Consider the following 26,954-nt stretch of genomic DNA (forward strand, 5'->3'; position numbering starts at 1 on the left):
AACAGGTCACGTAAACTTGTACGCTCAAGGAATTGGAAGTAGCAAACTTCGGCCTTTATCGTCGGTTCTGCTGTCAACCGTGAAAAGCTTTTTGCCATCGCTTGAGATTGGGCAATTTGCGGGGTGACGACGCTGACGACATGCTCAACCACAACTCCAAGAGTACCAGTGTAGGATGCTCGATATCAGAGCAGCCTTTTCACTCCGCAGCAACAAGCCTACGCCGACGGGCAATTCGTAGTGCCAGGTCAGGCGGTAGCATCTCGTTAAATTTGATCAGCTTGACGAGTTCCATTAGTGCATTGTCGTCAATGCACTCCGGAAGCGGTATTTCCGGCTTGATGCGAGGGTCCCTGCGATAGTCGATTGAAAGACCGTTGAACCGATACGCACCTCGCGCGGCCTCGCGTAACATCCGCGTGCGGTTGGCCAAGGTGCCGGCGAAAGTCCATAACTTGAAGCGGGCAGCCGCGACCGCTTGCACAGCACCTGCGGTGACGGGGGTCGCATTGCGAAGGTCTTCGAGCGCGGCCGTCGCGCGCTTCGAGAGAGTGGCATATTTGACCGTGCCATTTTCCAGCACCACACGTATCGCCTGCGCGAGTTCCGCTCCGAATTCACGCCCTCCTCCCGTCCAGCGAGCCTTGCCCCCCTCTTTGGCCGGTTCCAGCCAGACGACGCGTTTTTTCCAGTCGATCTCCTTAACCTTCCAGCTGCGCCCCGAGAGCAGCACAAAGTGCGGGCCCTCCTGAGCTGCGAACACGGACGGATCCAGAAAACCCAATTCCGTGCTCCCGTGTCGGGCCGAAAGCAGTTCGGGGCCGCTGAAGGTAGCCATCAAATCACGGTAGTGACTGGCGCCAAAGGCCCGCTCGGCGGCGGGGCCAATCTGCGCGACATCGTCCGGATCGACAAACAGATATTGGCTGGCAGCGAGCCCATCAATTAGCCGCTCGATGTCGAGGGGGACGAGTTCGGGAAAAGAGCGAAGCAACGTGTCACGCAGACTGCGCCGTGGCACCTGACCCATCTCCAGTACTAGCAGAAGGGTCTGCTGGGCGACCACGTTCCACGGTTCGGGCGGTGGGCTGGCCGCTTCCACCCAGCCCATCGACCACAGCTGACAGACACCCAGCGCAGTCAGAAGACCCTGATCACTGGTCGTCAGGAACAGGCAACTGCGTCGGGATCCTGCCCGGCGACCGCTGCGGCCCATACGCTGCAAAAAAGATCCGACTGAAGCGGGCGAATCGATCTGAATCACGCGGTCCAGGTCGCCTACATCGATGCCGAGTTCGAGAGTCGACGTCGCTACGATGACGCAATCGCGCTCCTCAGCGAACGCCGCCTCGGCATGTCGTCGTTCGCTTGCACTGAGTGAGGCGTGGCTGACGAAAGTGCGCACGCCAAGCCGGTTCAACGACGCTCCGAGCTTTTCCGCACTCGACCGGGAGTCGCAGAACACAAGACGCTTTTCGCCACGGTACATTCGCGAGACGACTATTGCGGCGTTTTCCAGGTTGCCTACCGCATCGATGGTCACGTCCGCATCGGTCGATACCGTCGAAGAGCCGACAACCGACCTGTTACCTGAAGGAGCGAACCAGGCGAGTATGTCTTCCGGGTTGCTCACGGTGGCCGACAAGCCTATACGCTGGATCGGCAGCGATGTGTACTCGTCGATTCGTGCGAGTACGGATCGCAAATGCCATCCGCGGTCGTCCGCAGCAATCGCATGCAGCTCGTCGGCGATGACTGTCCGCACATTGCCGAACCACGACTTCCGCTCCAGCCTCGGCGAAATCAGCATACCTTCGAGCGACTCGGGTGTGGTCAGCAGGATATCCGGCGGCTCCCGCAGTACGCGCCGTTTTCGACTGTCAGAGACATCGCCGTGCCAGACCTCTACGGTGCGGCCGAGCAAGGCCGCGTATCTGGCCAGCCGCGGTTCCAGATTATTGAGCAGCGCCTTTATCGGGCAGACATACAGGACACTGAGCCCACGCCACTCTTCGGTGGTCATGCGCGATAGAACTGGGATGATTGCTGCTTCGGTCTTGCCGCCGGCGGTGGGAGCAAGCAGCAGGCAATGGTGGCCTGAGTGGACCGGATCGATCGCCTGGAGCTGCGTGGGACGCAGCGTACTCCAGCCCAGAGAATTCACAACGTGGTACTGGACGGCAGGATGCAGGCGCTCGAATGCCGTCATGGCAGCTCGATGTCGTCGATAGAGTTCGCCCCGGAGGCTGCCCGTTCATTCACGGTCATCTCGGTGTCTGCAAGGGTCAATTTGTAGTGCTGGCGAGGAGCGAAGTTTTCGTACAGGTCCACCCGATCCAATACGTCGCCAACGAGTTTCTTGAGGAACAGGCGAGGTGCGACGCCCACCTTTCCGCCAAGCCCACCGGCCACCGCCGTGGCAAGCGTGTCCACGTAAGCGTCGTCCACAAGACGACGCAATCGCACTTCGTTGGGTTGTCCACCAGCGTATATGTCCCGCACACGACGGCCCACTTCGACCAGCGCCGAATGATTGAACGGCTGGAGCCGAATCTGCACTGCTCGAGGGTTGTCAAACTGACTGTCGGTAGCGAAATCCACGTGGAGCCGCTGAGCCAGTGGCGCGAGACGTTGAACGCCTTGCGGGCCGTCATAGAACGCGGGTGTGCCCGTAATGACAAGATAAAGCCCCGGAAAGCGTCCCGCGTCGATCTCATCAATCCACTGCCGAAGCGCATTCAGACCTTTCTCACGCGTATCGGCCCTCATCCGTTGCAGCGTCTCAACTTCATCCAATACCAGCAGCAGTCCCGCAAAGCCACTGTCGCGCATGATCGTCAACAGCCCCATGAGGAAGTTCGTCGCCGTGAAGTGATCGAGATCTCCCTTGACGCCTGCTGCCCGCTTGACGCCTGCGGCGACATTGGGTTGGCCAGCCAGCCAGCTGATCAGGCCATCGGCCAATTGCACGTTTCCCTCCGAGAGGGCCTTGCGATACGCCCGCAGCACGGCCGAAAAGGCCGGCGCCGACCGGCTGATCAACGCAAGGCGTGCCTCCATCAGCTCGTTGGTACGTTCGAGCAGAGCCGCTATGTCGCCGGCGTCAGTGCGGCCGTCCGCCAAAACATCCTGCTCGAGCGCGAAGAACCAGCCGTCGATAATGCTACGGAACGCGCCGCCCGGCATATCGCTCGTGCCCAGCCGCTCGACCAGACGCCGGTAGACGGTTTCGAGCCGATGCAACGGCGTCTCGGTTTCGTTGATCTGGACTTCGCTCGTAGCAAATCCCTTGGCGCGAGCGCGTTCCTGCAACCAACGTCCGAAAAAAGTCTTGCCGCTGCCGTATTCGCCACGTATCGCCTTGAAACCGGCACGGCCTGTGGCTACTGCGTCGAGTTCCGCATCCAGCGCAGGAACTAGTCCCCCGAGCCCCACCGCCAGGGCATCCAGCCCAGCGTTGGGCACTGTGCCGCGACGCAACGCCGAAATGATCTCCTCCCTTCTGACCGCGCCGATCATCGCGAGTCTCCCGCTAACGGAGCGCTAAATTGCTGCATCAGCAACGCACGGTTGATTTCCACCGTGTCCGATGCGTCGTCCACGGTCAGCACTTGCGCCTGATCGACGTTCAGCATTCTGCGTGCGGCGCTCAGCATGCCGCCCAGCCGCAGCTCGGGGATACCTAGTCGTTGAGCCAGTGCCGCACGCGTCAGCTTTCCGCCCCGTTCGTCGAGCGAGTGGAGAAGCGTGCGCATCTGCTCGTCCGGCAACGCAACGCGTGCAGCGAGCTGACGCTGTGAAGCGTATAGCGCAGACGTCAGGACCACTGCGACCCAGTCAGCCGCTTCCGGCGCGGATATCCGTTGCAGCACCGGGATGTCCTCGTCGCCAAACAAGCCGACCTGTGCAGCCGGCGTGGCCGGAGCCCGTTTGGCCGGTGTCCTGGTGACCGGGGTGGGTTGCGCAGGCCTGGATGTCGGCTCCGGCAGATCCCACCATACAGGCTGCTGCGGCGGAGCGGGCATCCAGTCGCCGACATTGACACCGAATGGCGCGAGAACAGTCATCGGCACGATGGCTTCAGCGAGCGACGCTCCACCGTGATAGCCATTCTTGCGGCCGGTATAACGGGCAGATTCGCTCCAGATGCAAATCACCTGATTGTTCCCCTCTGGTGTCAGGACTCGGTCGCCGGACAGCATGATCTCGCCGGGGTCCGAGATCTGCGAACCGGCGCGCCAACGGTCGTTGATTCCACCAGGAATCTGGCTGCTGTCTTCTTCCAGCATGTGCCCGTGATCCGCGGTGACGATCACGATACGCCGGGAGTCCCGTGCCTCGCGCAGCAGCGGCAACAGCAGCCGGAGGTCTTCCAGGTTCCATCGCTGGTGCAGCTGGTCAGGTCCGCTTAGATGGTCGTCGACGGCGTTGTAGACCACGCCCACCACCTTTTGCGACGCATTGGCAAGCGCCTCGCGCACACCGGCGGAAAGACTGCCCCCCGCGCTTAAGTCGCCCTTGTGAAACAGTTTCGGTGAATGAATCGTACCGCTGTGATGCAACAGCGCCGGATAGGTACGAAATGCTGTCTTTTCGTTGCTTGCGGCCCCAACGGCGATTCGGCCGCACAACAGACTCGTACGGCTCACGGCAGTGACCGTTGGGAACGCTGCCAGTCCGAGCAACGGTTTGCCGCTGGCCTCGGGGGCAAGCTCGACCCAACCGTGACGTTCCGGCCGCTCGAAAAGCTCGCGAAAGATCGACAGGCTGAGCCCGTCAACGACGAGAAGCAACACAGGGTGGGACGACGCCAGTCGGCCCACCAGCTCTTGCAGTACGGATTCGACCGGAAGAACGCGCTCTCCGGCAGACGTCGACTCGCGCAGGCCGGTCGCAAGTGTCGTGGCGAACCCTTTGTTCAACTGATCGCGGCGCTGGGAAACCACAAGCCGCAACGACGCGTAAGCCGCAGATAACTCCGGTAATTCGTCGCCTCCCAGCAGCTTGAAGCGAGCCCAGTCGACGAACGCACCGTCGTCCGCATACGTCGCGATGTGCTGCGCCAGATTCGCGGTAGCCGATGGCGCACGCAGCAGCCAGCGCGCCAGCCGCCGGGCCATGCGAACCCGTTCGACGCGTAGCGGTTGCGAAGGCGCGAGATGATGATCGGTCACAGCGTTGGTCGCGTCCTCCAGTTGCGCCGCATGCGCATCGGTCGGCGTCGACACATGTTCGCTCAACACCTGTGCGAATCGTGCGAGGCGTTGTTCGAAGCCGCGCGGCAGCCAGTCACTCCTGTATGCAAAGTCCCCTACGCGTAGTTCCCGCATGATCGCGTCGGCGCGTTCGAGCGTCGCCATTGCGTCTTCGGGCGACGTATGTTCGAGCAGTCGCGTAGCCTGGCTGGCCCATTCCCGGCCTTCAGATACCGAAATATGCTGGTCGGCGGCATACCGCTCCATGCGAACCGCGGCTTGCGCAAGCTCGGATATCCCTTCGGCGGCAGTACTGAATACGACGTCGCAAACCAGGCCAAGCGACGCTGCATCGAATCCTCTTCCTGCTTCGATGCAGCGCACGATCAACGAGCCCGCCGGCCCTGCGTGGCTGCTCATCCATTGCAGGATGTCGCGACGGGCCTTGGGCGCCAGTTTGTCCAGCAGCACCGGTAAATCCGGGCGTTGTGCCCAGCGCATCAGCGCGGCGGCGTCGGATTGCGTGGCATCGAGACCGAGGCAAAGGCGAAATACTTCACGCCAAGCGGTCTTCAAATCCAGAAAGTCTCCGGGTACCGGCGTGAATGGCTCGCCGTCTGCGCTGTCGATCAGCATGTCGGGCATCCAGTCGTAGCGACCCAGACGGGCATCCGTTTCCTTCGCCCCAAACATCTCGCGCAGGATTTCCCATCCTTTCGGCTGAAAAATGCGCGCGCGCGCCAGCCTCGCGGCCACGTCCCACGGAACGTCCGTGTCCCTTAGGGGCGTCATCAGGATCAGGCCGTCCGTGCCCGCACCGGCGGTTTCGAGGTCCGTCAGCGCTTCGCGCAGCGCCAGCCGGCTTTCGCACCAGCGCAGGTTGTAACGCCGGCCGGCCCGTTGCAGGAATTCCGGCCACTGTCCCTTTGTCGACGCACGAATCGCCACGACGGAGGCGTCAGCGTCGCGTTGCAAGACCGAGTCGAGTTGGGCGCCGATCTGTGCGATCGAAACGATCTGCGTTGAGCTCAATGTTGTGTTCCCCCTCTGCGCTGCAAGCGCCAGTGCAGGGTCAGCTCCAGCTCGGCGTCGTTGTCCAGCTTCGCCTTGATCTGCTGAAGGAGCGCCGATGCCGACTGGGCATCCAGATCCGCGCGCTGGCTCTCTTCAACGACTATCGTGGGCACGTCGCTGGTGGGCTCCGGCGTTTGAAACGGCGGCGGCGGTTCGGTGGACTCCGGTTGCGTGGCAGGTGGCCTGTCTGTTGCCGCAGAGGATGGTCCCGGTTTAGCCGGCTCGGACAACAGGCTGACCGCATCGCGGACCAGCTCGCCCAGCTTGATCTTTAGCCCAATGACATGCTCGTCGTTGCGCAGCAATTCGGCTAGCTGCTCGGCGAGCCGTTGACCGTCAGCCTGCCGGTGGTCGGACAGATTGCGGACTGCATCGAAGAGTTGCCAGTTGCCCTGCCGCAGTGCGTCTACCGCGGCCTGTGCCTGAGCGATCGCGATGCCGACTGCGGTTTCGGAGGTTTCGAGCGACATGGTGGCGAGAGTCATCACCAGCGTGGAATCCTCAGCATTCGCCAGCGCAGCGAGCAGCGCCTGCGCGGACTCCGCCGTGCGTTGACGCGCACCCGACTCGCCGGGAGCATAGCGGGCCGCGCGATCGGCCACCGCCGACACGAGGCTCGCGACCGTAGCACGTTGCGCGCCGGCCTTCTGCGTAACATCCGACACCAGCTTGCCCACGTTGGCCGCGTTCAATGTCTGCGCCGGTACGAGGCCGAAAACGCTGGATGCGCGTTGAAGCGCGATCTGCCAGTGCGCCGCCGACGGCAACTGCTCCTCGCGAAGTTCCGCGTCGTCCGGCAGCCGGTCAATGTCAGGTTCGAAAGGGCCGCCGTGGTACAGGAAACGGCGGTTCGTCTGTGCCGAAAAAGCCAGGATCAAGAGGTTCTGTAGCTCCGTCGGCAAACCCATTGGCCTCGGCTGATCGATCCATTCGCGCAGCTTCCCGACGGTCAACGGCCCACCGCCTTCGAGCGCGATGCGTTGCGTAAAGTGGGACTGCCAGTAAGTCTCGATCAGCAAGTGCGTCTCGGCCATCTGACCGAGTTTCAACGGGTTGACGATGGAGCGCACGATTCTTCGCGACGCCTGATCTGCGACGAGGCTTCGCTGTTGTGGAGCATCGATCGCGGTTCGGACTTCAGTCCAGACTTTCCTCACATTGGGAAGCTTGATTTCGTTGTCAAACAGCGGATGTGCCGGGTACTGATGGGTAAAAAGCTGACCTAGCAGATCTTCAAAAGCAGCCTTGAAATCGGCGCCGACGGGTGGTCTTGGCGTCAGCGTCGGATCGAGTGAGCGGAACTGTTGCTCCGCAGTGAGGACATGAGACACCGCTTCTTCTGGCTGCGTGGAGATGCCGTATGCGACCTCGAGCGCACTACGGAGCTTTGCCCGTAGCGAATCGCGCTGGTTTCTGGCCAGAACCCGAGCCTGCGCGCGATCGACAATGGACAGATGAGCCGCGTGCTGGTCGAAGCGTTCACCCTGGAGGATGTAGTCGAGAATGACATATCGGCCGAGGTCATTCAATGCCTTCTGGCTCAGGAAAGACGGCAGCCACACGAGGGTCCGGGTGCTCCCGCCACGGTAATCGCCCAGTCGGGCCAGATCGTCGTTGGGAGTCCGATTGGGTTCGTCGAACGGAAAGTCGAGGATAACGCTCCAGGCGCCGGAGCGGCCCTTGAGTTCCTCGTCCCGCATTTCACGCACGTTTGCGTAAAACACCTCAGCCTCGCGCTTCGTACCGCGCCAGGAAAAGTCATAGGTCAGAAAGAGCCCACCGTTGTCCTGCATGCCCAACTGGTCGAACAGGAGTTCGCGCACCTTCTTGCGGCGGTTGCCCGGGTTATCTATGGCCTTCGCCTGATCCAGCACCCGTTCGAGATCGACACCGGTGATCTGGATCGATACCAGTGGGTTGCCATCTTCCGTGACCTTGATTTCGCCGATTTCGCCAGCCCAGTCACGGACCTTACGCAGCACCTGCTGCGCCTCCTGTCCGGGAATGGGTGACCTAAATGTGCCGTGATTCAACGCGGCGAGCCGTTGAGCTGTCAGCGCCTTCAGCGATTCGACATTCGGCACCAGTGCGGACAGCAGCAAGGTCTTTAGCAGTCGCGCATCGTTGCGCAGATTTCTCGCAAGAGTGGGATCGGCCTGCCCCAGTTTGCAGGCTTCCCATGTCACGCCATGTTTAGCCTCAAGCATCGGCAGCAGGCGCTGGTTGTAAAGCCGTTTTGCGTTTTCGAATTGCACGCGCATTGCTTCGAACGGCTCGTCGCCGTCGGCGATCACGTCCCACAGATCGCCCACCGGGATCAGTTGACCGAGCTCCAGGTCATCGCGCCGGTCCACCAGCAGTTGTAGCATGAGCTTCAGCGCAGTGCGCTCGCGCTGCAACGCGGCCGACACGGCGATCAGCGTCTGCACAAGTGCCGGGCTGAACGGGTAGACCTTGCGGAACATCTCCCGATCCGCTTCCGTCGTGAGCAGCGTGTCCAGCACGTCGCGCCGCAACCTCAGCACTTCGTCGAAGGCCGCTGTCAGCGTTGCCTTTGCCGCGTCGTTGATCGGACGCAGCACGCGCTTCTCGGCGATGGCCGGGAGGTTACGGTCTTCGAGCGTGATCCGGTGAAAACGGGCTTCCCAATGGCGTAGCACGTCGGTGAATTGCACGCCGATGGCGCCGGGCAGGTTGTCGCCCACCAGTTCGCGCAGATCACGCTGGCGCGCGACGAAGCTGATCAACGGAACCGGCCGGTCGGCGTTGGTCGCCTCGACGAGCTTGACCAGCTTGGTGCCCTCACGGCTGACGAAGTTGACATCCGCTGCGTGACTCGCGAGCCACAACACCAGTTCGTCGAGGAACAGAATGACTGCATCGTAGCCGAGGTCCTGCGCGTGCCGGCTCATGATCGCGAGGCCGTCGTCCAGCGACACGAACGATTCGCTGTCGCCGGCCAGCGAGCGATAAGCGGAGAAGAACTGCGCGATCAAATCGCCTACGAGGCGCGCGCGTTCGGGGCCGTTGGGCGGCTCCAGCATCGCGGCTTCGAAGCTCGTTGCGTCCCATCCGGTGTCCAATGCACCCCATCCGCTGCCGCCGGTGGCGCTTCCTTCGTTCAGCTTGCTGAAAAAGGCTTCGTCTCCCAGACGGGTCCGGAACGCCTCTGCATCGCGGAACAGTTCCTCGGCCAGATAGAAGCCTGGAATCGGCGCTTCGGGATGCAAATGCCGGACATACTCGGCGTACTGGCCGAGAATGCCGGACTCCATGTCTCGGGCACCGATCATGTGATACGGCACCATCAAAAAGCGCTTGCCCTGCGTCCAGGTGGTTTGCGCGACAGCGTCGGCCAATTCGGGGATCGCGCGCGCCTGCATGTTTCCCGCGAGCAGCAGGTTAAGCACGGCCATGAAGTGGCTCTTGCCCGAGCCGAACGAGCCATGCAAGTAAGCCGCTTTGCTCGCGCCGGAAAGCACTGCTTGCTGGACGAACCCCAGCGCATTCTTGAACGCGTCCGCGAGCTGCGGCGTGACGACGTAATCGCGCAGTGTCTGCTCGGGGTGCGTGACGCCCTCGGACAGTTTCAGCACGAAGTCGCCCTGGTGAACCCGCTCGGGTATCGAAATGAGCTCTTTGATCAATGGCATAGGAGGCTTCTCAGGTTCGCTTTTCTTTGTACTTTAGGCTAGTTTCCGGCGTCTGCCGCGTCTACGGCCGGCCAACGCGGCGGCCGGCTTCCAGGCGCGAAGATCGTCGAAGGTGTAACCCAGTTCCCGGGCCTGGTCCGCGAGGAAGCCGGCGTAGTAATCGCCCATACGCTCGCCGAAGGTCGGATCGACTTCGTTGTGCCGCTGCTTGAGCCACGGCACGAGTTCGAGCAGGCCGGACAGCAACGGTTGCAGGCGCTCGCGCGGCCACCCCTCGTTGTCTTTCATTTCAAGGTAGCAAGCGGCGATAGCCGTAGCTTGTTGCAGGTGGTTCCAACCGGCCCATGCGATGACGAGGCTGGTGTCGGCGCCGCGTTCGCAGTGTGGGTAGCTGATCCAGCGTTCCTTCGGGACGTCCAGACCGCCTCGCAGGCGCCAGAAGTCGGTTTTCAGGAAGTCTTTGTTCTGATACTTCGGCGGCACTGGGATCTTGCCGACGTCCTCGCCTGCGTCCTCGCGGCGTTGCTGTGCCCAAGTGTCTTCCCACTGCGCGTGCTTGCGTAAGCCGCTGTCGGTGTAGCGCAGCACCGGCAGAAAGGGCACCGATTCGCTCGCGACGAGTTCGGCCACGACCTGGCCTACGTCGAAGTCAGAATGGCCAGCGTATAGCTCGGCGATCTGCATGAAGTCGGTGTTGGTGCGCACTGCGTCGGCGAGGCGGCTAACGGTGGTGAGTTGGGGTGGTTGGTCGTCGCTGACTGGCCACAAGTGTGGGGCTTCAAGGTGGTCGAGTAGCCAGTCTCGCAGTGCGGCACGCTCCAGATCCTCCCAGGCAGGCGTATTCCAGCGGCGCTTGTACTCGGGTCGCTCGATGAGGCCGATGTTGCGGTCTCGCTCGATCAGGTCAACGCGGCGCTGGACGACCTGTCGGTAGTCCTCGGGCCAGTGTGTTGGGATCTCCGTGATCGGGATGGAGCCGTGGCGTTCGAACCAAGTGGAGGCCTCTTTGCCTGACGCAATGCGGCGAGCCAGCACGATCTCGAAAGCGCGCTCGCCAATGCTAATTTCCGGTGGCGTGGAGAACTCAAGGCATTCTGCGGAAGTTTCTGGGGATAACAGTTCATACAGGCGATAGCACTGCCAATCAAGCTCCTCCTGAAGAGCCACCATCCTTTTGCACAGCAAAACTCCCCACTTTCGGGCGGAATCAAGTTGGGATCTGGATGGAAGAGCGACACTGCGACCAGTAGGACCAGTCAGCAGATGCGTAGGTCGCTCGCCCTGGAGTTCACGAGCCAGTTTGTCAAGTTTGTTGGCCAACTCTAGTGGCCAGCTCTTTGGCAGGGGAAATGCGGCTAGTTTTGTCGGTGCGAACTCATATGTATCGAACGCGGAGTCGCCAGTAGTCCTCGCACCTTGAGAATCCGTTGAATCTCCCTTGTTGAAGCAGACTTGCTTCAACCAAAAGCAAGCCGTAGACGAGTTCAACAGTCCTAGAAGACCAACGTAGGTAGCCGGATCACTTCCCGGTGTCAACTTGATAATCGGCGCCGATTGCTTGAAGAGATGTTCCCCATGGTCGACGGCGAAGTGATTGTGGGTAGCCACGAAAGCCCCGACGATCGTCATCGGCGTTCGGAGCCTCGAACGATAGACCTCCCGTAGATCCCACCAGCGTAGCCCCCGCTCTTCTACTGGCACTCCAAAGGCTTTTCTCCCCCGTAGGGAAGTCCGATACCGCCAAAGAAAGGCGATGTGAGAGTGTCTGGCGCTCTCGGGTAAGTCGCTTCCATCAGGCGCATACGGCCAAAGGACAACATCAGGGCCAGCACAGCTCCAGTCCCGAATTCCGTCGCCCTCGACGATCGGTCGGTAGTGTTCAACGTGGAGCCTCGTTACAGCATTTTGAGGAACCATCAGGCAATTGTCTTCCCCGGTGATGATGTGATAGCCAAGGTCCCCTCCGATGTCATCAATCGTATTTTCAGCGATGGCCTCTATCTGCTCTCGGAGATCAGCAACGCCTCCGCCTCCGATACTCCACGGATGCCTGCAATAGGTGGCCCTAGACGTGTCGCTCACGCTTATAAAATCGCCCTCCGATCCCGCGCAGTCTATCTGGCCAACGATGGCTGACCAGACGAGTCCGTGTGCTGGGTCATCAGGCGTTCTCGGCTCACCCCTGATGCCCATGACAGTGCGAACCGCCTCGCCCACTGGCCTACGATGACGACCGAACAGAATCACTGTCGGTGTACCGTGCCCCGGTATGTAGGCACCCGAAGTGTCAACAACGTGCGTCAGATCCAGCCGCGGCAATACCTCCTTGATCAATTTACTGCCGAATTCGCGCTTCATGAACGAATTGGCGGTAATCAGCCCGACGTAGCCTGCGGACCGGCCGTTGCCGGTCACGGCGAGATCAAAAAAACGTTCGGTGAACGGGCAACCAAGCGAATACTGGCGATGGCAGCTAGCGTATCGCCGCCGATACGCCGCGTTCAGTGCTGTATCCCTAACAACGATATACGGCGGGTTGCCCACCACCGCATGGTACTGCTGCCCCAAAACACGGTTGACCTCCTCCAGATCCTCGCTGGCGTACGCATGAGCGAGCTCGGTCCCGGCATAAGCCTCAGCGGCTCCAAACATGTCATCAGTGGCCGACAGACCAAAGCGCTTGCCGTGTAGAAGACTGTCGCCAATAGCCACATTCAGTTTGAAGTTCGGTGCTTCTGAAAGGCGATGCACGTCGCTCACCTTGAGCGCAGCCACGAGCAACCGGAAGCGCGCAATCGCCACGGCGAACGGATTCAGATCGACGCCCGCCACGGCGTCCAGTGCTTTCTGCGCGACATCGCGCCGATTGCGCGCAGGCTCGTTACGCGACCATTCATCCACGAGCCGATAAAAGCCCCCCAGCAAGAAGTGCCCACTACCGCAAGTCGGATCGATCATCCGCACTTCACGAAACCCGAATTCACGGATGGCCGGTGTCAGCGTGCGATCGAGGATAAATTCCTCGACGAACTCCGGGGTTTGCAGCAGCGCATAGCGCTTGCGAGTGGCCTCAGACAGATCCTGATACAGATCGCCAAGGAAGCGCGTGTTCCAATCGGGGTCCGTGAAGTCATGAATCAGCGTGCCGGTGTTCGGGTCCACCTTCTGCCAGAACTGACGCAGTTCCATCGCAGCATCGCCGCTGATGCCCAGTCGGAAAACCGGGTTGTGCCCTTCATCAAAGAACGTATGCAGACCCGGCAGCGTGCCTGCCTCAAGGAAGGCGCCCAGCAGATATTCGCGGTCGCTATGCGTGGGATGCGCCCGGAAGTAAGCCTCGTGCCGATCGCGTGCCAATGCCAGCCGGCCTGACTCGGGCGTGCCGCCTAGCCACGGACGATCCACGAGACTGTTGTCTTCGATGAAGCGGATGAATACGCACGAAAGCAGCCAATGCACGCCCGCCTGCGTGATGACCTGTTCCGCCCAGCTATCGAAGGTCTCGGCGGTTCGTTCCGCATCACGCGCAGCTTGCCATTCAGCAGTCAAACCAGCCTTGAGTTCGGATACGTCGGCGATGCGTTGCCGTAGATCGTCCTCCAGCCGCTTGAGCTGGCGAGTGAGATCGGCGAGGAGTTGCGTAGCGTTAATCAAGGTCTTCTCTTTTATTGTCGGTTGTAGCGTGTGGCCGTCAGTGCGCCTGTACAGCAACCGCTGCACGATGCACGTCGTCGACCCACGGCTGGGTGAGCGCGGTCACGGCGCTCGCACTGACGAGGGGAACTGGCGTTGCATCGATAAACGCAACACCCGGTTCGTGGCAGGGCAGCAGCAGCCATACCGCAGGTGTACGCCCAGGGCGGCCAGCGGTCGCCTCCAGATCGCTGACGACGCTCATCAGGTCGTAGCGAGCCAGCAAACCCGCATTGACCACCAACAGTGGAGCCGGACTGTCCAGCAAGGCCTTCATCAGTGCCGGGACAGTGCGCTTCACGAGACCAAGCAGATTGCGCCAGTCGCGCGAGCCTGGTTCAGCGCCGTCTGCCCGCAATACTACAGACCAGTCGACGCCCAACTCGGCGGCCTGAGCGCGCAGTTCACGCAGCAGCAACGCGTCAACGCTAAGCCGCTCCAGCCCTTGCGGCCGCAGTTCGCTTGTGCCGAACCGTTGCAACAGCTTTGCCTCTGCCCGCTGAGCAATGCGCGGTTCCGTCGTCAAAACCAGCAGGCCGCCTTGCTTGAGGCTGTGTTGCAAGCGGTCTTCTATCGCTCTTGCGTCGGCTACGGCTACGGCCATCCGAGGTGACGCGCTGTTATCGGCAGTCGAGTAATCGACGAATCGGGTGGTTGGGCCGACCGTTGCATGGGTTCCCAAACTCTGTCGCCGGTAGGCGCCGGCACCGTGATCGCAGGACTGGTCCCATTGCAGTGGCGCGCCAGCCTCTTCCAGCAGACGGTCGAGGTCGGGTCGCTTCGGCAATGGGTCGGCCTCGGGATAGCGGCCATGCACCCGATCCTGCAATTCACGAATCTTCAACTCCACTGCGCCGATCAGTGCGCCCATCGATTGCTTCAGTGCCATCAACGCAGACATGCCACGCGGATAGATCTCCTGTCGGCTGGAGAGCGCCGCCTGGCGCGATGCCATCGTCGCGAGGCGAAGCAGGCGCGCGGAAGCGATCGGCGGAATAGCCATCGCGTCGTCCGCGTCCAGGTCGATGCCGTACGGCGTCGGCGGCGACACGGCTTCAAGTGCTTCGAGGACGCGGCCCGGTGGCATTAACGGGTCCGCTAACGCGCAGGTATCCGCGACCGTTCCCAGGTGGCGGGCGTAATCGGCCCACGGTTGGGACGTCGCGACGAGCGCGACCGGGCTGTGCTCGAAGATCTCAAAACGGGGCTTGTCGAGATGCGACTCGGCTTCGAGTGCCGCCCGCGTGACGGCGCACGCGAGTCGCAGGCGCTCGGCGTCCTCCTGGATCGCACACCCACGCAGCGCCAGCAGCGCGAACGCTACTTCGTGAGCGGTCATCACCTGCCCTTGGGACGTAAGCAGCGCATCGAGCTGCGTGCGAAGTTCGGTGAACGCCTTGTTCTTCAGCCAGCGCTCGCGGGCCTTGATCAAGGCTGTCGTCAGCGTGCCGCGGTCCAGATGGGATGCCTGTGACGCGTCTCCCAATGTCGGCCAGTCGCCGGCGGGAACTTCGTCATCGAGACCCAGGTAGTACGCGAGCGCGGCTTCCTCCGGGCGATCGTCGCCGGCAGGGCGGCGCGGCAGCAGGATCTCGGCCAGCTCGTTGACGGTAATCGCGCCCCGCGTGTCCTCGCCGTCGTCGTCGCCGGCCGTGTGCAGGCTGCCGCGCCCCTGCGTAAGGTCCGGCCGCAAATACGCCAGCTCCTTCGCCTTGAGCCGGATCTCCTTGCGGATCTTGTCCCCGACACCTCGCAGATACCGGAACCGGATGCGGTCGACCGCGAGCAGCTCGCGCGCGTTGTGGATGCCCATGCGCTCGAGCACATCCTGCGCTTCCAGGCTGTAGCCGAGTTCGGCCATCGTGGTCTGGATCGTGGTGGTCAGCGCGATGGCTTCGAAGCTGTCGGTTGCGGGCGGATGCGTGGTCGACGCGCGTTCGAAGACATGGCGCCAGGCTCGCAGCATCTCCTCGGCATTGTCGTGACGTTCGCGGAAGTCGCGCCGCAAGGCCTTCGAAAAGAACTCGGCAAGGGGCTGCCGCACCACGGGATCGAAGACATCGGACTCGATGGTCACCTCGACATCGAGCATGGCCGGTGCCGTCCGGCCATCGCCCCAACGCGGCGGTTTGCCCACTGCCATTTCGTAGAGCGTGACTGCCGCGGCGAAGCGTTCCGCCGACAGATCCCAACGCCGGTGAGGTCGAAGCGAGAGGAAGGGATCTAGATAGGGCGGCGTGCCAGCAGTGAGGTTCTCGGCTGGCGTGCGCGTCAACGAAAAATCGAACAGCACGAGCTTGAGCCGCTTCGTGCGCGACTCCGTGATCCCGATGTTGTCCGGCTTGATGTCGCGGTGGATGACGGCCGCATCCTCGATGTGCCGTACGGCATCGATCAGTTCTTCGCCGAAGCGCTGCAACATGTCGAGCGAAAGCCGCCCTTCGCGTTTGAGCTTCTGCGCGAGCGTTTCCTCGCCGGCTCGCTTCAGCAGCAATGCAGTACGGCCCGCGACCGTGCGCTTTTCCCGTAGCCCGACGATGTTCGCGTGCTGCAGCTTGCCGAGCGCATCGGCTTCCGCTTCGAGGTTTTCGCTCCTGGACGCATCGACGGCAACCTTCAGAACGAGTTCTTCGTCGCTGCCGTCCGGACGCACGAGCAAAGCGTCGCTGGACGATCCTCTGCCCAGTCGCTTGACCACGGTGAAGCTGCCGTCAATCCGGTCGCCGGGGCCGGCACGGCTCGGGTCGACGGTACGCTCTGGATCAGGGGCCGTGAGTTCATCCTCGACTTTATCGAGGTCGTCGAGAAACCCTCGGACGGTGTCGTATCGTGTCACGACTTCCGGGTTGGTGGCGAACTGAACGAGTTCATGCAGGTGCGTGCTGCAGCCATCGAGGACGTCCGAAAGACGTAGGCCGGGCCCAAGCCGCAGCTTGTCCGCGAGCTCCAGTGTCGACGTGGCGGGTGCCTGCCCACTGAAGATCAAGTAGGTGAGGCATCCAAGCGAAAAGATATCCAGCTCCGCGCCATGTGCCGGATCGGCACGCGTTGTCTCAGGCGCGAGGTAGACAAGACCAGGATCATCGACGTAGGCCTCGACATGCTGCGTACCAGTGGTGTAATTGACGCTGCTGCCGGGAGAGGCCGCCTCGCGCGCGGCCGTTTGCCAGTTCATCAGCTGTACGTTCAACTCGCCGCTTTCGACGCCGCGAACCAGCACGCTTTGCGGACCCAATGCCCGGTGGAACAGGCGACGCGAATGGGCAAACTTGAGCACTTCTGCGATCTGCCGCACGAGTGCCAGCCGATGGCCCGCATGCATTCGCTGTCCGTGGTCGCGAATAAGGTGGTCGAGGCGGACCGCCTTGGGATCGTGATCGAAGATGAGGGCTGGACCGAGCTCGGTGTCCTTGTAGTCGCGGCAGCGCAGAATGCCGCTGTGCTCGATGCCTTCAAGGATCTTGAATTCGCGCTGGGCCTGGGTGACCCGCGCCTGACGCTCTTCCGGGCTGGTGGCGCTCGCGAGGTTGTAGATGCGCACGCGACGCTGCACGTCGACGCTGACGTGTTGGGCCACCCACTCCTGATAGCTAGGGCCGTCCACGATCATCTTGATCAACTGGTAGTCGCCGACCTGCCGATGCTTGTTAGACGGACGGATGCCCGCTTCCGTCAATCCGCGCGCAATGGTGTAAACTTGCTGGCTGTCCACCGGCGGATGCTGGCTTGGGCGGACGCCGCGGGAAAGGGCGCCGATGATGCCGTTGTCCTCGATGTCGCCCGGGCGGCCTCGAAGGAACACGCCGGAGCGAGCGTGTCCCTGCAACTTGCAATGGAGCGTCGTGGACGACAGGAACACCAGCGGCTCGATGAACGGCAGCCGGATCTTGGCCTTCATCACCGACCGCTGCCGTCGCAGCAAGCTGGCAAGGCGTTTTGATTTACGGTCCGTGAGCAGCAACGGGTTGTCCACCGAGCGTTCGCGGCCATCGGTAGACCATGTCCACGTATGGGCGTCGCCGGAGACGCTCCCCGGCCGCGATTTGATCTCGATGATGAAAAGTCCGGCGGGCGTCAGCGCCAGTGCGTCGACTTCGTTGACCTTGCCTTCGTCGTCAATGAACTCGAAATTCGTCCAGACGTGCCACGGGTCGCGATCGGGTAATTGTGCGCGGAGCCACTCGAGCGCTTCGCGCTCCCAAGGAAAGCTGGACTCGGCGATGACATGCCATCGGTTGGCGCTCAGGGTCATACGTTGCGCTCCGTCTCGTCCGGAAGATATTCAAAAAGGTCCGCGGTTCCGCACCGGAACAGTTCGCAGAGTTTGCTGATCGCCGGTAATTCGATGCGTGTGGCCGTCTCGTTACAAAGAGACTTCACCGTGCTGCGGTTCAAGCCTGTTATGCGGGCAACGTCGGAAACACGCAGCTTGTCGCGGCCCATCAGGGTCGACAAATGGCAGCGGATCATGGTGGAACACGGAAGACGGAATGCTGCGCAGGATAACATTTTTCTTTGGGAAATACACGGCGAATGCCTTGTCTACCAAGACGATTTAGGCGGCTCCAACCTGCTTCCGATAGGTGCGCTTCGCTGATACGCGACAAATTGGCATTCTGTGGCGCTACGCGACAAATGTGCAGGCACAGCCCGATAACTGCTTATGCCAACGCCTCGTTTGTCCCTAGGCATTCCGGTGGAGAGGCCTCAACGACCTTCATCGTCACCATCCCCAACGAACTTGAGTAGCGAGTCGATGACGACGAAGCCCAAGTGCGGGTAATCGTTGCCGACGGCATGCTCCATGACAGCAATCGTCAACGCTGCTAGAAAGATCGCGCGCTTGCCCGCACCGAAATTCGTGCCTCCGCGGCCGCTAGTCGAGCCACTTTGTTCTTGACGTACGGCAGAAATAGAAAAGCCGACCTGATTGGTCGGCTTTCTCTTTGAAGCATATCTCTAGCGCAAAAACATGGCTCCAGTCTCATGCAGAGCTTCGTGGAATCCTTATTGGTGGAGAGGAGGAGGATCGAACTCCCGACCTTCGCATTGCGAACGCGACGCTCTCCCAGCTGAGCTACCCCCCCAACGTGTGAATAATTCTAGCACAGCCGTTTTCCCTTTTGCGACACCTCCCGGCTCGGGAAAACCTCATCTGGACGGCGCGCCCGCGAGCACCCAGTCGACCACCGAGCGAATGTCCGCATCGCTCATCGATTGATGCGCCGGCATCGGAATCATGCCCCACACGCCGGAGCCGCCGTCCTTCACCTTGCGCGCGAGTTTCGCCGGCGCTTGCGCATCGCCCTTGTATTTCGCGGCGATCTGCTGGAACGACGGCCCGACGAGCTTGCGATCCACCGCGTGACATCCCATGCACGCATTGGCATTGGCGACCTGCTGGCCGCGCGGCGCCTCTGCCGCGTACGCAGCCGGCGCCATCACGCTCGCCAGCGCGCCCAGTATCAGCGCGAAGCTCGCGCGAGTCCCGAGGCGCTTCACGGCGTCGCGTTCGGGTTGCCCGGGTGCACCGACGTCGAATTACTCACCGGTGCAGGAGCCTGCTGTTCGAGCGGCCGCGCGCTCACCGACGAATCGGGGATCGCGCCGACCGTCGGCTCGGCCGCCTCGGTCTGCGACGCGGCCACCGGCGGCGTCGCAGCCGCGGTGGCCGCGGCCGCGGCTTCCTGCGGCTGGATGTACTGGAACACCTTCACGACCTGCACGACGCCCGGCACGCGGCTCGCGACGTCGGCGCCGCGGTTGCCTTCATCCATCGTGACGAGGCCCATCAGATAGACGTTGCCGCGTTCGGCCACTACTTTGAAGTTGTTCGCGGAAATATTCTTCTCGGCGATCAACGCGGTTTTCACGCGCGTCTCGAGGTAGGTGTCGTTGGTGCGCGACGAGAACGAACTCGCCGGCATGATCGCCAGTTCGTTGACGATCGTATTGACGTTGTTCAGACCGCGCACGATGCTCTCGGCGCGCTGCTTCGACGCGTCGCCCGCCACCTCGCCGGTCAGCAGTACGCGCCGGTTGAACACCGCGACGTTGACGTGCGCGCTGTCCGGCAGGTTCTGGCTGATCTGCGACAGCGCCTTCACCTGCAGCTCGCGATCCTCGGTCTGCGCGCCGAGCGTGCGCCGGTCGGTCGCCACGAGCGCGCCGCCGCCCGCCGCGCCCGCGACCGCGAGAAAGCAGCCCTGCAGCGTCGCGGACAGCCCCGCCGCGAACCCAACCACCAGCACGGTTCTCACCAGTGTCTTCTTGACGCGGAATACGCTCATTAACTAGCTCTCCTTCGGAATCAGTCTCAGTCTTCGCCGAGCAACATGGCATCGATGCCGTCGCACAAGCAATGGATGGTCAACAGGTGCACTTCCTGGATACGCGCGGTGCGCTCGGATGGCACGCACACGTGGATATCGGTATCGCTCAATACTTCCTGCGCGCGTCCGCCGCCCTTGCCGGTCAGCGCGACGACGATCATCTCGCGCTCGTGCGCGGCTTCGATCGCGGCGAGCACGTTCGCGGAATTGCCGGACGTGGTGATCGCGAGCAGCACGTCGCCCGGCTGGCCGAGCGCCCAGACCTGCTTCGAATAAATCTGCTCGAACGAATAGTCGTTGGCGATGGCGGTGAGCACCGAGGTGTCGGTGCTGAGCGCGATGGCCGGCAAGCCCGGCCGCTCGCGCTCGAAGCGGCCGATCAGCTCGGCCGCGAAATGTTGCGCGTCGGCGGCCGACCCGCCGTTGCCGCACGCGAGGATGCGATTGCCGTTGGCAAGCGCGGCGAACATCGTGTCGATCGCTGCGGCGATCGGCATCGACAGGGTTTCGAGGGCTTCGAGTTTGACTGCCGCGCTGTCGCGGAAGTGTTGTTGAATGCGTTCGACTGACATCGAGTCTCTATCTTCTACCGCAAATGGACCGCACTGCGCGGCCGTGTTGTGAAGTCATATTGCCGGGTTGCGCACCTCGCGAGCACCGCTTTTCCGGCGCGGCACGCGAGCGTTCGGGCGCAGCACGCGAGCGCAAGTTTATCGCACTCACGCGCGTTGCCCGTGCGGGCCGTCAGACTTCGTCGGCGCGAAACGCATCGCGCAACCAGACGAGCCGGCCGCCGTCGAACGCAACCACGTCGAAACGGCACGCGGGCTGCTCGCGTGAACCGCGGTTTCTCGACACGTTCGTGGCGAGGTAGTGCCGCGCCGCGCGCACGATGCGCTGTTTCTTGTGCCAGCCGATACTGGCCGCCGCGCCGCCGTAGTGACGCTGCGCACGCGCGCGGACTTCGACGAACACCATCGTGCCGTCGCGATCGCTCATCACGAGATCGATCTCGCCGCCCCGGCACGCGACGTTGCACGCGACGAACCTCAAACGCTGGCGCTGCAGGAACTCGCGCGCACGCGCCTCGAAAGCCGCGCCGACCGATTTGGACCCGCGCGGCCCGGAAAAGTTGTGCGATGGGGCCGTGGCGTTTTTTGGCGCCGAGTTTGCTGCAGCGCCTCGCGCCGCGTCCGGTGTTGCGGTCTGCGCCATTGCCGCCGCACCCGGTTCGCGCGACACCGCATGGCACAATGGCGGCCTCGTTCCGTCTGTTTGCGTCTTCCGTCTCATGACTCCTCTCTCCGAACTCGCGCAAGGGCAGCAGTACCCTGCCGCCGCGCTGTATGTGGTGGCCACGCCGATCGGCAACGTCGCCGACATCACGCTGCGCGCGCTGCATGTGCTCGGACTCGCGGATCGCATCGCCGCCGAGGACACGCGCAACACCGGTCAACTGCTCGCGCGCTACGGCATATCGAAGCCGCTCGTCGCCGTGCATCAGCACAACGAGCGCGCGGCGGCGCAGCGCGTGATCGAGCATCTGCGGGCGGGCGAGCGCGTGGCCTACGTGTCCGACGCGGGCACGCCCGGCATCTCGGACCCAGGCGCGAAGCTCGTCGACGCCGTGCGCGAGGCCGGCTTTGCGGTGATCCCGCTTCCCGGCGCAAGCGCGCTCGCCACCGCGTTGAGCGCGGCCGGCGACTGGGTCGCGACGTTCTCGTTCCTCGGCTTCCTGCCGCCGAAGCCGAAGGCGCGCGCAGCGGCGTTGCAGTCGCTCGCGACGCATCCTCATGCGATGGTGTTCTACGAAGCGCCGCACCGGATCGTCGAGACAGTGCAGGCGCTCGCCGACGCGTTCGGCGGCGAGCGCAAACTGCTGATCGCGCGGGAACTGACAAAGTTACATGAAGCGCTGCACCGCGGCACCCTGGCCGAAGCGCCAGCGTGGCTCGCCGCCGATCCCAACCGGCAGCGCGGCGAGTTCGTGGTGGTGGTGGAAGGCGCGGCGCCGCAAGCCGCTGGCGAACACGATCACGACGCGTTGCTCGGCATTCTGCTGGACGAACTGACGGTGAGCAGCGCGGCGAAGGTCGCGGCCGCGCTCACTGGCGCGTCGCGCAACGCACTGTACACGCGCGCGCTGGCGCTGAAGGAAGACAGGCCCGACGCTTGATGCCCGATATCAGCGGGTAAGCTCGATGCCTGACGTGGATGGGAAAAAGAAAAAGGGCCGCCAATGATTGAGGCGGCCCTTCGTTGTTCTGCAGACTGTTTTGAGACAAACGCGCTGGCTTGCGGCAGATGCGCCAGCGATACACCGCACCGACGCTCACATCACGCAAGTCATGCCGGCGCATACCGCGCAGCGGCGCGCGCCGCCTTACGTTACCTGCTCGTTACTTGTTCGCGTCCGACGCCAGCGTCTCGTTCAGCTCGGCGCGCGCTTCCTGCTGCGTCAGCCCCTCGATCTGCACTCGCGCTGTGCCGCTGTGGCGCATATCGAGCGCGGACGCGGCGGCCATCGACAGATCGATCACACGGCCGCGTGCATACGGACCGCGGTCGTTGATCCGCACGACGACGGAGCGCGAATTGGCCGGATTGGTCACGCGCACGTACGAGCCGAGCGGCAGCGTACGGTGCGCGGCCGTCAGCGCGTGCATGTCGTAGCGTTCGCCGTTGGCGGTGCGGCGGCCATGGAAGAAGCGCCCATACCACGACGCGCGTCCCGTCTGACGGAAGTCCGAAACGTCGACGCCATCATCGGTAAGAGGCTTTGCGTCGGCGAGCGGTGTGCTTGGCGCACTCGCGCCGGAAGCCGGTGCGCTGCCAAACGATTTAGGTCCGATGGCGCTCAGTTGCGCGTTTTTTGTACTGCGCGGCGCGTCGTTTGCGGACGTGTCGCTCGCGCCCGGAGGCGTGGCGCAGCCGGCCAGTACAAAAAAGGCAAAAAGAGTCCCCAGACCACGGGTTAGCCGAGTTTTCATAAGACGTGCAATCACGTTGTCGAGTCGCATCACGCAAAAAAACGAGGCGTGTGTTGCCTGCGACTCCGGCGGTAGGGACGACGACGCGCCGCGCAAACGAGCGCAGCATGTCAAAGCCCGGATGCGGCTCACTCAGCCGCTACCGCACGGTTAATTTTCACGTCTGGCGCAACCTGTCCCCGGCAGCCTGACCAGACCCCACATGCCGCCAACTGAACGTGGCAAACACGTTCTTGCGCGCGCAACTCAGCGCGCAGGAACGGCGGCGTAGGCCCCACCCAGCGTCACGGAAGTTAGGTCCGTAGCAGGCGCGCGGCGCCTGGCTGGGCAAGACGTGTGCATCGAACGCATCGATACTGGATGGCCGTCGACAATTCGACAGCCCATACTTGAACGGCGAGCGGCGCTCCCTCCTGACGGAAACGCATCGCCTTGTGGCAGCACAAATTACTGTGCATGGGTGCCATTATACCCAAAAGTTCTTTTCGGGTCCGCGAGCACGGCAAAACCTTGATGAATCTTCACATTTATCGCAAAAATGGACCGGCAAAAGCACGCCACGCGCCCTTGTGCGAAGCGCCTCGCACGTGCGCCGGTGATCGGCAAGAGGCCGGTACAATCAACGTTTTTCCAGTGCGTCGTCCAGCCATGAAAGTCACCCTGATCCCCGTCACGCCGTTCCAGCAGAACTGCTCGCTGCTCGTTTGCGAGGCAACCGGACGCGCGGCCGTCGTCGATCCGGGCGGCGACCTCGAGATCATCCAGCGCGAGATCGCGCGTCAGAACGTGACGGTCGAAAAAGTCTTCCTGACCCACGGCCACATCGATCACTGCGCCGGCGCGAAGACGCTCGCCGCGCACTACGGCGTGCCGATCGAAGGCCCGCATCCCGACGAACGCTTCTGGCTCGACAAACTGCCGGACCAGAGCACGCGCTTCGGCTTTCCGGCCGCCGACGCGTTCGAGCCCGACCGCTGGCTGCAGAACGACGACACCGTGCAGTTCGGCGACGAAACCCTCGAGGTGTACCACTGCCCGGGCCACACGCCGGGGCACGTGGTGTTCTTCAGCCGCGCGCACCGGTTCGCGCTCGTGGGCGACGTGCTGTTCGCCGGCTCGATCGGCCGCACGGATTTTCCGCGCGGCAATCACGCGGACCTGATTCGCTCGATCCGCGAAAAACTCTGGCCGCTCGGCGACGACGTCACGTTCGTGCCGGGCCACGGCCCGACCTCGACGTTCGGCGACGAGCGCCGCACGAACCCCTATGTCGCCGACGGGGTGGGCGCATGAGCAGCGAAATCTACGTCAGCACCGACGTCGAGGCGGACGGCCCGATCCCCGGTCCGCATTCGATGCTGAGCTTCGCCTCGGCCGCCTACACCGAAGACAAGCAGTTGGTCTCGACCTTTTCGGCGAATCTGGAATTGCTCGAAGGCGCGGCGCCGCATCCGGTGCAGGAAGCGTGGTGGAAGACCCAGCCGGAAGCGTGGGCCGCCTGCCGCAAGGATCTGCAGACCCCCGAGGCGGCGCTCGCCGCCTATGTCGACTGGGTCGAGGCGCTGCCGGGCAAGCCGGTATTCGTCGCGATGCCGGCCGGCTTCGACTTCACCTATATGTTCTGGTACATGATGCGCTTCGTCGGCCGCTGCCCGTTCTCGTGGTCGGCGCTCGACATCAAGACGCTCGCGTTCGCGATGACCGGCTTGCCGTACCGCAAGAACATCAAGCCGCGTTTTCCGAAGCACTGGTTCGACGATCATCCGCACACGCACGTCGCGCTCGACGACGCGATCGAACAGGGCGCGCTGTTCTGCAATATGCTCAGGGAATTGCGCGCGAGCCAGCCCGCGCTGTCCGCGGGCGCCAAAGATGATGGGGACGACTCAGGGCAAAACGCCGCTCACGAACCGGCAAATTAGACGATCTCCCTCGCGAGAGCCGTTTTACATTGCGTTTCGTTTTCGCGCCCTCTACCATGCGTTGATACGGCGACGCTAACGGAGGCGCAGTTGACACTCGATACCTTCTCACAAAAGATCCTGCGCCTGCTCCAGCTCGACGCGCGCCGCTCCGTGCAGGAAATCTCCGACCAGGTCGGGCTGTCGAGTACGCCGTGCTGGCGGCGTATCAAGGACATGGAGCAGTCGGGCGTGATCCAGCGCTACACGGCGCTGCTCGATCGCGAGAAGCTCGGCCTGCATGTCTGCGCGCTCGCGCATATCCATCTGACACGTCACACCGAGGGCGGCGTCGAACAGTTCGAGCGCGAAATCGCGACCTGCCCCGAAGTCACCGAGTGCTACAGCACGACCGGCGAATCGGACTACATTCTCAAGATCGTCGCGCCCGACATCAAGGCGTACGACAGCTTTCTGCACGAGCGCATCTTCAAGATTCCCGCCGTCGCGCAGGTGCGCACGAGCGTCGTGCTGCGTGAAATCAAATTCGATACGCAGTTGCCGCTTTGACTTTGAGAGAGTGGCGCGGCGCAGACGCCGCAGAGGGCTCGGGGCTCGGGGCTCGGGGCTCGGGGCTCGGGGCTCGGGGCTCGGGGCTCGGGGCTCGGGGCTCGGGGCTCGGTAGCCTGAATCAGCCGGCGTTGTGAGGTTCCGAGGTTTTTGCCTGATCGGCCGTTGCGCCGGCTTCCAGCTCCACTGCCGAACGGCCTTGCGCGACCGACACGTCCCACTGCAAAAGTACATCCAGTTTGCGCGCGCCGAGGCGGCGCTTGAGCGCCTCCAGATCGACGCGGCCGAGCGATTGCGCCTCGCTTCCCAGCACCCGGGCGGCATCCGCGGCATTCGGGGCACTGGCGGCAGCGGATAACGCCGCAGGCAAGATCACCTCCACATCGAGCCCCGTGCTCAGGTAGTGAAGATTCACCGCCGCGGCCTGCAAGCCACCGGCCGCCAGCGCCGCGTTGACCTCGGCGACCACCTTCTCCCGCGTCGGCAGATCGACAGGCGGGCGCGCAAGCGCATCGTTTTCCGGATCGACATGAATCAGCGCATCGAGCACGCGGGTGTCGCCCAGCACACGCAGGCGCGCCGACTCCGCGATGTAATGCCCTTCCGATACCGAAATCAGCGGATCGACCAGAATGTGCGCGTCCACAAGCGCAAAGTCGCCCATCTTGCGCGTACGCATCTCATGCACGTCACGCACGCCGGGCGTGGCGAGCAGCAGCGCGCGCACGTCCGCAGTGGCGGTCTCGTCGAGTGCGCGATCGGACAGGTCCTGAAGCGCGTCCCAGCCGAAGGTCCAACCCATGCGCGCAACCATGAAGCCGACGATCGCCGCCGCGATCGGATCGAGCAGCCGCACGCCGGCGAGGCTGCCGACCACGCCGATCCCCACCACCAGCGACGACGCCGCGTCCGAGCGCGCATGCCAGGCATTTGCGATCAGCATTGCCGAGCGCACCCGGGTCGCCTCGCGCAGCATGTAGCGAAACAGCGCCTCCTTGGAGACCAGTACCAGCGCCACGACGGCGAGCGCGCTCATCCGCACCGCAGGAATGTTTGCCAGATTGGCGAGCCGCGTGCCGGCGCCCCATAACATGCCGACGCCGACCGAAATCAGCAGCGCGCCTAAAAATAATGAAGCCACCGTTTCATAGCGGCTATGCCCGTAATTGTGATCCGCGTCGGGCTGGGCGCCGCTGTGCCGATTGGCGAGCAGCACGACAAAATCGGAAATCAGATCGGCGAGAGTATGGATGCCGTCGGCAATGAGCGCCTGCGAGTGCGCCACCGATCCGATCGCGATTTGCAGCATCATCAATACTGTATTGAGCGCAATACTCGTAAAAGTACTTTTGCGCGCAACGCGTTGTTTCTCGGTGGATTGGGTGACGACAGCGGGCGGCATGCTGAAAACGGGGAAAGTTCAATGTCGTTATTGTACCCACCACCAATCGAAATACGCCCTGGTCCGTCAAAAAAATCCTTTTGAATCAGTCGCTTATCTAAACGAAAAGCATTCGCGTTCCAGTTATCTGAAGCACCTGCGACA

Annotated in this window: 17 protein-coding genes and 1 tRNA gene; 4 read left to right on the plus strand and 14 right to left on the minus strand. The window is 62.7% G+C overall.

The features are described from left to right. Window positions 1-199: 199 nt before the first annotated feature. The 12 genes from B9Z01_RS10480 to B9Z01_RS10535 form a co-directional block, all read right to left on the minus strand. Window positions 200-2,209, minus strand: a complete 2,010-nt coding sequence (locus B9Z01_RS10480) for a DEAD/DEAH box helicase (RefSeq protein ID WP_085482630.1) — start codon at window positions 2,207-2,209, stop codon at window positions 200-202. After that, on the minus strand, window positions 2,206-3,519 hold the full coding sequence (brxD, locus tag B9Z01_RS10485; protein WP_085482632.1) for a BREX system ATP-binding protein BrxD: 1,314 nt from the start codon (window positions 3,517-3,519) through the stop codon (window positions 2,206-2,208). The genes B9Z01_RS10480 and brxD overlap by 4 nt, the downstream gene beginning before the upstream one ends. Further along, on the minus strand, window positions 3,516-6,227 hold the full coding sequence (gene pglZ, locus B9Z01_RS10490) for a BREX-2 system phosphatase PglZ (RefSeq protein ID WP_244195981.1): 2,712 nt from the start codon (window positions 6,225-6,227) through the stop codon (window positions 3,516-3,518). Before pglZ ends, brxD begins: the two co-directional genes overlap by 4 nt. Continuing rightward, on the minus strand, window positions 6,224-9,922 hold the full coding sequence (locus tag B9Z01_RS10495; RefSeq protein ID WP_085482634.1) for a BREX-2 system ATPase PglY family protein: 3,699 nt from the start codon (window positions 9,920-9,922) through the stop codon (window positions 6,224-6,226). The genes pglZ and B9Z01_RS10495 overlap by 4 nt, the downstream gene beginning before the upstream one ends. A gap of 33 nt (window positions 9,923-9,955) precedes the next feature. Then, the gene (gene pglX, locus B9Z01_RS10500; RefSeq protein ID WP_085483489.1) at window positions 9,956-13,576 is read right to left on the minus strand and encodes a BREX-2 system adenine-specific DNA-methyltransferase PglX; all 3,621 of its coding nucleotides are present in this window, start codon (window positions 13,574-13,576) and stop codon (window positions 9,956-9,958) included. Between the two features lie 37 nt (window positions 13,577-13,613). Further along, window positions 13,614-17,867 carry a BREX system serine/threonine kinase PglW gene (gene pglW / locus B9Z01_RS10505; RefSeq protein WP_085482636.1) on the minus strand — a complete coding sequence of 1,418 codons (4,254 nt, stop codon included), beginning with the start codon at window positions 17,865-17,867 and terminating at the stop codon, window positions 13,614-13,616. Further along, window positions 17,864-18,070 (minus strand): helix-turn-helix domain-containing protein, encoded by a 207-nt coding sequence (locus B9Z01_RS10510; RefSeq protein ID WP_338047364.1) that lies wholly within the window; start codon window positions 18,068-18,070, stop codon window positions 17,864-17,866. The genes pglW and B9Z01_RS10510 overlap by 4 nt, the downstream gene beginning before the upstream one ends. Window positions 18,071-18,626: 556 nt before the next feature. Next, window positions 18,627-18,702, minus strand: a tRNA-Ala gene (locus tag B9Z01_RS10515). A gap of 64 nt (window positions 18,703-18,766) precedes the next feature. After that, complete coding sequence (locus B9Z01_RS10520; RefSeq protein WP_085483491.1) at window positions 18,767-19,057, minus strand: c-type cytochrome; 291 nt, start codon at window positions 19,055-19,057, stop codon at window positions 18,767-18,769. 56 nt (window positions 19,058-19,113) lie between these two features. Next, window positions 19,114-19,905, minus strand: coding sequence for a BON domain-containing protein (locus B9Z01_RS10525; protein WP_085482640.1), 792 nt, complete (start codon window positions 19,903-19,905; stop codon window positions 19,114-19,116). Between the two features lie 26 nt (window positions 19,906-19,931). Then, a complete protein-coding gene (locus tag B9Z01_RS10530; RefSeq protein ID WP_085482642.1) occupies window positions 19,932-20,519 on the minus strand; it encodes a phosphoheptose isomerase in 588 nt (195 codons plus the stop codon). 172 nt (window positions 20,520-20,691) lie between these two features. After that, entirely contained in the window at window positions 20,692-21,201 is a 510-nt protein-coding gene (locus B9Z01_RS10535) for a YraN family protein (RefSeq protein ID WP_085482644.1), read from the minus strand. A 37-nt stretch (window positions 21,202-21,238) separates the two neighbouring features. Between B9Z01_RS10535 and rsmI the strand changes: the two genes are divergently transcribed. After that, window positions 21,239-22,123, plus strand: a complete 885-nt coding sequence (gene rsmI, locus B9Z01_RS10540) for a 16S rRNA (cytidine(1402)-2'-O)-methyltransferase (protein WP_085482646.1) — start codon at window positions 21,239-21,241, stop codon at window positions 22,121-22,123. A 223-nt stretch (window positions 22,124-22,346) separates the two neighbouring features. Here the strand turns inward: rsmI and B9Z01_RS10545 are convergent, their stop codons facing one another. Next, on the minus strand, window positions 22,347-22,937 hold the full coding sequence (locus tag B9Z01_RS10545; RefSeq protein WP_420814658.1) for a septal ring lytic transglycosylase RlpA family protein: 591 nt from the start codon (window positions 22,935-22,937) through the stop codon (window positions 22,347-22,349). A 648-nt stretch (window positions 22,938-23,585) separates the two neighbouring features. Here B9Z01_RS10545 and B9Z01_RS10550 point away from each other — a divergent pair. The 3 genes from B9Z01_RS10550 to B9Z01_RS10560 all read left to right on the plus strand — a co-directional run bounded on the left by B9Z01_RS10550 (window position 23,586) and on the right by B9Z01_RS10560 (window position 25,408). Continuing rightward, window positions 23,586-24,230: an MBL fold metallo-hydrolase gene (locus B9Z01_RS10550; RefSeq protein ID WP_085482650.1), complete on the plus strand. Its 645-nt coding sequence runs from the start codon at window positions 23,586-23,588 to the stop codon at window positions 24,228-24,230. Then, the gene (locus B9Z01_RS10555) at window positions 24,227-24,859 is read left to right on the plus strand and encodes a 3'-5' exonuclease family protein (RefSeq protein WP_085482652.1); all 633 of its coding nucleotides are present in this window, start codon (window positions 24,227-24,229) and stop codon (window positions 24,857-24,859) included. The genes B9Z01_RS10550 and B9Z01_RS10555 overlap by 4 nt, the downstream gene beginning before the upstream one ends. Before the next feature lie 90 nt (window positions 24,860-24,949). After that, window positions 24,950-25,408, plus strand: coding sequence for an Lrp/AsnC family transcriptional regulator (locus B9Z01_RS10560; protein WP_012431468.1), 459 nt, complete (start codon window positions 24,950-24,952; stop codon window positions 25,406-25,408). A 121-nt stretch (window positions 25,409-25,529) separates the two neighbouring features. Here the strand turns inward: B9Z01_RS10560 and B9Z01_RS10565 are convergent, their stop codons facing one another. Then, window positions 25,530-26,810 carry a cation diffusion facilitator family transporter gene (locus B9Z01_RS10565; protein ID WP_085482654.1) on the minus strand — a complete coding sequence of 427 codons (1,281 nt, stop codon included), beginning with the start codon at window positions 26,808-26,810 and terminating at the stop codon, window positions 25,530-25,532. Window positions 26,811-26,954: the final 144 nt, after the last annotated feature.

Source organism: Paraburkholderia susongensis (assembly GCF_900177725.1).
Lineage (GTDB): Bacteria > Pseudomonadota > Gammaproteobacteria > Burkholderiales > Burkholderiaceae > Paraburkholderia > Paraburkholderia susongensis.